Annotated in this window: 5 protein-coding genes; all 5 read right to left on the bottom strand. The window is 69.8% G+C overall.

Features of this window, described 5'->3' with window-relative positions:
* Positions 1-550 (bottom strand): SRPBCC family protein (locus NJ4_RS24590; RefSeq protein WP_082749134.1); only part of this gene is annotated, 550 nt, incomplete at its 3' end.
* Between the two features lie 4 nt (positions 551-554).
* A complete protein-coding gene (locus NJ4_RS24585; RefSeq protein WP_067442024.1) occupies positions 555-1,409 on the bottom strand; it encodes an FAD binding domain-containing protein in 855 nt (284 codons plus the stop codon).
* A complete protein-coding gene (locus tag NJ4_RS24580) occupies positions 1,406-3,868 on the bottom strand; it encodes a xanthine dehydrogenase family protein molybdopterin-binding subunit (protein ID WP_067442021.1) in 2,463 nt (820 codons plus the stop codon). Before NJ4_RS24580 ends, NJ4_RS24585 begins: the two co-directional genes overlap by 4 nt.
* Entirely contained in the window at positions 3,865-4,335 is a 471-nt protein-coding gene (locus NJ4_RS24575) for a (2Fe-2S)-binding protein (RefSeq protein WP_067442018.1), read from the bottom strand. The genes NJ4_RS24580 and NJ4_RS24575 overlap by 4 nt, the downstream gene beginning before the upstream one ends.
* Before the next feature lie 180 nt (positions 4,336-4,515).
* On the bottom strand, positions 4,516-5,760 hold the full coding sequence (locus NJ4_RS24570) for a histidine kinase (protein WP_067442016.1): 1,245 nt from the start codon (positions 5,758-5,760) through the stop codon (positions 4,516-4,518).
* Between the last annotated feature and the right edge of the window lie 162 nt (positions 5,761-5,922).

Here is a 5,922-nt window from a genome sequence, read left to right as displayed (position 1 = left end):
CGGGCGCCGACGCCGGGCCAGCGTCCGGGTCGCCGCCGGGTGCGGAGACCGCTGCCGCGCCGGTGGGCACGGAGGCGGGCTCGGTGTCCGCGTCGGGTTCAGGCTCGGCTCCGACCTTCGTCTTCAGGCAGTCGACGAACTGGCCGAGCAGCTTGTCGCTGATGTCCTGGATGACGCCGCGGCCGAACTGCGCGGGCTTGCCGGTGATGTTGAGGTCGGTGACCACCTCGACGCGGGTCTCGCCGGGGCCGCCCTCGCTCATCGTGGCGACGACGTCGGCGCCGGCGGTACCGTTGCCGCGCTTGTCCTTGCCCATCGCCTTGATCTTCATGACACCAGCCGACTCGTCCTTCTCCGTGAACGAGCCAGACCCGTTGTAGACCAGGGCGATCGGGCCCAGCTTCACCTTGCAGCTGCCGGTGAAGGAGTCACCCTCGAACGACGTGACCGTGGCACCCGGGAAGCACCCGGCCACCGACTCGATGTCGTTGAAGGCGGCCCAGGTCTCGGCCTTCGAGGCGGGAACGGTGAACTCGTGGGTCAGCTGCACGGGCTCACGCTCCCGCAGCCGCGAGCACGGCCCGCCTGGTCAGCACCGTGGCCAGGTGTCGTCGGTAGTCGGCGTCGCCGTTGAGGTCCGACGGCGGGTTGGTGCCCTCCGCGGCGGACTCGGCTGCCCGGCGTACCGCCTCGTCGGTGGCCGGCTGCCCCACCAGCGCCTGCTCGACCGTGGTCGCCCGCAGCGGCGTCGATCCCATGTTGGTCAGGCCGATCCGGGCCTCGGCGATGGTGCCGCCCTCGGCGCGCACGGTTGCGGCCACCGCGACGATCGGCCACTGGTGCGCCACCCGCACGAACTTCTCGTAGTGGGCGCCCCACCCGGTGTGCTTGGGAATGCGGACGGAGGTGAGGATCTCGTCGTCGCCGATCGCGGTGGTCATGAAGTCCTCGAAGAAGTCAGCGGCCGAGACCCGACGCTCTCCCCCGCTGCCGGTGATCACGAACTCCGCGTCCAGCGCCAGCACCGGCGCCCCGAGGTCGCCGGCCGGGTCGGCGTGCGCGAGGGCGCCGCCGAAGGTGCCGCGGTGCCGGACCTGGGCGTCGGCCAGGTGCTCGACGGCCTTGGTGATCAACGCCGCGTGCTCGGCGACCAGCGGGTTCGTGCCGACATCGGAGTGGGTGGTCATCGCGCCGATCACGAGGGCGTCGCCGTCCTCGGTCACGCCGCGGAGCGACTCGATGCGGCCGAGGTCGATCACGAACTCGGGGGCGTTGAGGCGCATCCGCAGCACCGGCAGCAGGCTCTGCCCGCCGGCGATGATCTTGGCGTCGTCGCCGTGCTCGGCGAGCGCGACCAACGCGTCCTCGACGGTCGTGGGTGCGAGGTAGTCGAACTGTGCCGGAATCATTCGGGGGCTCCGTCCGCGATGGCTGTGTCTCCGCTGTCGTCGAAGTGCGGGGCGGCCGCCTCGGTCGTTGCACCGCCGTCACCGCCCCCGCCGTCGTTGATCGCCTTCCACACCCGCTCGGGCGTGCAGGGCATGCGTACGTCGTTGACGCCGAACTGGCGGATCGCGTCGACCACGGCGTTGACCACCGCCGGTGTCGAGGCGATCGTGCCGGCCTCGCCGACGCCCTTGGTGCCGAGCGTGTTGGTCAGCGACGGCGTGGTGGTGTGGTCGACGTCGAAGCTGATCGTGTCGGCCGCGGTCGGCACCAGGTAGTCGACGAACGAGGCCGAGACCAGCGTGCCGGAGTCGTCGTACACCGCCTCCTCCCACAGCGCCTGCGCGATGCCCTGCACCAGGCCTCCGTGCACCTGGCCGGCCACGATCAGCGGGTTGATCACGTTGCCGATGTCGTCGACGCAGGTGTACTTGCGCATCTTGACCGCACCGGTCTCGGTGTCGACCTCCATCGCGCACAGGTGCGTGCCGTGGGGATAGTTGAAGTTCACCGGGTCGTACGTCGCGTCGCAGTCCAGACTCGGCTCCACCCCGTCCGGCAGGTTGTGCGCCGCGAAGGTCGCCAGCGCCACCTCGGCCATCGCCATCCCCTGGTCGGTGCCGCGGACGCCGAACCGCCCGGCCTTGAACTCGAGGTCGTCGGCGCTTGCCTCGAGAAGGTGGGCCGCGATCGGCCTGGCCTTCTCGATCACCTTGTCGGCCGCCCTGACCAGCGCCTCACCGCCCACGACGAGCGACCTGGATCCGTAGGTGTCGAGGCCCTTGGGCGCGACCTGGGTGTCGCCGTGCAGCACCTCGACGTCCTCGAACGGGACCCCGAGCCGGTCGGCCACGATCTGGCTGAACGCGGTCTCGTGACCTTGGCCGTGAGCGCTCGCGCCCGTGATCACCTCGACCTTGCCGGTGGCCAGCATGCGCACGGTGGCGTGCTCCCAACCCCCGGCCCCGTAGTCGAGGCTCCCCAGCACCCGGCTCGGTGCCAGGCCGCACATCTCGGTGAACGTGGAGACGCCGATGCCCAGCTGCACCGGGTCCTTCGCCTCGCGTCTCCGTTGCTGCTCGGCGCGGAGTTCGTCGTACCCGAAGTGCTCCTTGGCCAGCGCCGTGGCGGCCTCGTAGTTGCCGGAGTCGTACTCGAGCCCGGCCACGGTGGTGAACGGGAACTCCTCGTGCTTGATCCAGTTCTTCTCGCGGATCTCGAGTGGATCGACGCCCAGCCCGGCGGCCAGCTCGGTCATCATCCGCTCGATGCCGAACGTCGCCTCCGGTCGGCCGGCGCCCCGGTAGGCGTCGGTCCAGGCCTTGTTGGTGAGCACGGTCTGCACCTGGAAGTGGTAGGCCGGGAACTTGTAGATCGCGTTGAACATGAACGCGCCGAGCACCGGCACACCGCCGCCGACGAGCGAGACGTGCGAGCCGAGGTCGGCCAACAGCTCGACCTTGAAGCCGGTGACCGTGCCGTCCTTCTCAGCGCTCAAGGTGAGCTTCTGCCACTGGTCGCGGCCGTGGTGGGCGGCCATCATCGACTCGGAGCGAGTCTCGGTGAACTTCACCGGCTTGCCCAGGCGGCGGGCCAGCACCATGGTGATGAACTCCTCCGGCGTGGTCTGCAGCTTGCCGCCGAAGCCACCGCCGACGTCGGGTGCGATGACCCGCACCTTCGACTCCGAGACCCCGAGTACGGCGGCCAGCAGGAACCGCAGGATGTGCGGGATCTGGGTCGCGCTCCACATCGTGATCTGCTCGCCGGTCGGGTCGACCACGGTGGAGCGAGGCTCCATGAACGCCGGGATCAGCCGCTGCTGGCGATATTCGCGCTCGATCACGATGCCGTCTTCGCGTGCCTTGGCGATGGCCTCGTCGACGTTGCCGCCGGTGCCCGCATCGGCGGAGTCGAAGACCCACAACGCCGACTTGTTCGTGCCGAGGTCGGGGTGGGCCAGCACCTTGTCCTCCGCCGACTCCTTCAGGTCGAGCGCGGCCGGCAGCTCCTCGTAGTCGACGTCGACCAGCTCGGCGGCATCCCTGGCCTCGGCGGCGCTCCTGGCCACGACGACCGCGACGATCTCGCCGGCGAAGGTGGCCCGGTCGATCGCGACCGGCGGGTGCGGAGGCGTGACCTGGTCGGGTGTGATCGGCCAGGCATTCGGTAGCGACCCCTGCTCCTCGCCCAGATCCTTGCCGGTAACCACGGTCACCACGTTGGGGGCCTTCTTGGCCTCCTCGGTGTCGATGTTGACGATCTTCGCGTGGGCGAACGGGCTGCGCACCATGGCCAGGTGCAGCATGCCCGGAAGCGTGATGTTGTCGGTCCAACGGGTACGGCCGGTGATCAGCCGCTGGTCCTCCTTGCGGCGCCGGTCGCGGCCGATCTCCATCTGTGGCTCTTCGGTGACGGTCATTTGCCGACCTCCTGCCCGGACGCGGTCTGCACGGCTCGCACGATGTTGTGGTAGCCGGTGCACCGGCACAGGTTGCCCTCGATGCCCTCACGGATCTGCTTCTCGTCGGGCTTCGGGTTGTCGTTGAGCAGGTCGATCGACTGCATGATCATGCCCGGCGTACAGAAGCCACACTGGAGGGCGTGGCACTCGTGGAACGCGGCCTGCATCGGGTGCAGCTCGCCGTCCGTGGCGAGGCCCTCGATGGTGGTGACCTCGTGGCCGTCGGCCTGCACGGCCAGGACGTTGCACGACTTCACACTGCGCCCGTCGAGGTGCACGGTGCAGGCCCCGCAGTTGCTGGTGTCGCACCCGATCACGGTGCCGGTCTTGCCGAGCTTCTCGCGGAGGTACTGCACCAGCAGCATCCGCGGCTCGACGTCATCGGAGACCTGTGCTCCGTCGACGGTGACTTCGATCCTGGCCATGGACGACTCCTCGCAGACGTGCGCGCTGTGACCCGGCTCACGCTAGGCAGTCGAGGTTGGCGAAAGGTTGGATACTCCCTGACGTTTCGGTCCTCTGGTCGGGATAGTCCCTGACGTTTCCGGTCACGCGTGACCGGAACGTCAGGGACTATCCCGAAATGGCGGCGCGAACGTCAGGGACTATCGGGAGGATGAGGCGGCGGCGAGGCGGCCCTTGAGCAGTGGCCGTAGCGGGTGCTGAGCCTCACCCAGCGCGGTCAGGCAGCGCTCCACGACCTCGGTGTCGTACGGCGCCAGCTCGGTGTAGCGCACCACCGCGGAGGGCACGGGGTCGGCCATCAGCGCCTCACGCACGGCGACCGCGAGGTAGTCGGCGTACTCCCCCAGGCCCGGGGAGTCCGTGCCCGGCAGCAGGTCGCCGCCGTACGCCGCGACCGCCTCGCGCACCCTGCCCTGGCGCAACAGGCGTACGACGGTCTCCACATCGGTCTGCACGGGCAGTGTCAGGCGATAGGGCCGCGAGGCGAGTTGCCCGCCGACCGCGTGGCGCAGGTGCGACACCTCGGCCTTCAACGTGGACAGGGTGACCGCCTGGTCGCCGTAGAGGAGCGCGTGCAGCTGCTCGAGGGTGAGTCCGTCGGGGTGCAGGGTGAGCAGCGCGAGGATCTCGGTCTGTCGTCGGTTGAGCAGCACCCGCTCTCCGTCGAGGCGCACCTCTGCCGAGCCGAGCAGTCGCAGGCTGAGCCCACAGTCGTCGGGCACGGTCAGCCTGGCCTCACGACCGGGCGACCACTGCGGCATGGCCGATTCGATCAGCCGCGCCATCATGCGCGCGGTCGCCAGCCCGATCGGGTGGCTGCGGTCCCAGGTGGTCGACAGGTCGATCACGCCGATCTGGTCACCGGTGGCCGGGTCGTGCAGCGGCGCCGCCCAGCACACCCAGTTGTGCACGATCGGCGCGAAGTGCTCGGCACTGAACACCATCGACGGTCCACCCGTGCGCAGCGCGAGGTCGAGGGCGTTGGTGCCGACGCTCGCCTCGTCCCACTTGCCGCCGGCCACGAAGTTCACCGCCTCGGCCTTGCGACGCATCACGCGGCCGCCGTACGTCCAGAGGATGCGGGTCTCCGGATCCGTCACGGCGAGGACCAGGTCGCCGTCGTCCGCCGTACGCCGGAGCTCGTCCTCGACGCGCTCGATCGCCGCCTGCAACGGGGACCCGGCCCAGTAGGCCGCGGTGTCCGCCTCGTCGGCCAGCGGGGCCTCGGAGACGTCGGGCCGGACCGAGGACCCGGAGCGGAGCCACGAGTGCAGGATCTCGGGCCGGACCAGCTGCTCGACCCGGTCACCCTGCTCGACGAACGCGGTCCAGGCGCGCACGGCATCGAGCCTGCGGGAGTGCAGTTCTTGACGATCGACGGACATCGACGCTCCTCGGAAGGACTGTCCCGCCACCGTAGCCCAGCCCGTTGCACTTGTGCGCCGATGTCGTCACTTTGCACCCCGCCGAAGGGGTGCGAAGTCACGTGGACGGAGCGTTACTCGCGGGCGTGTGTGGGGGTGGGGTGGGGGTGGGGTGGGGGCGCG

Source organism: Nocardioides jensenii JCM 1364 = NBRC 14755 (assembly GCF_001552535.1).
Classification (GTDB): Bacteria; Actinomycetota; Actinomycetes; order Propionibacteriales; family Nocardioidaceae; genus Nocardioides; species Nocardioides jensenii.
Note: the sequence above shows the minus strand (reverse complement) of the source record. Positions and strands in the feature narration are given on the sequence as shown.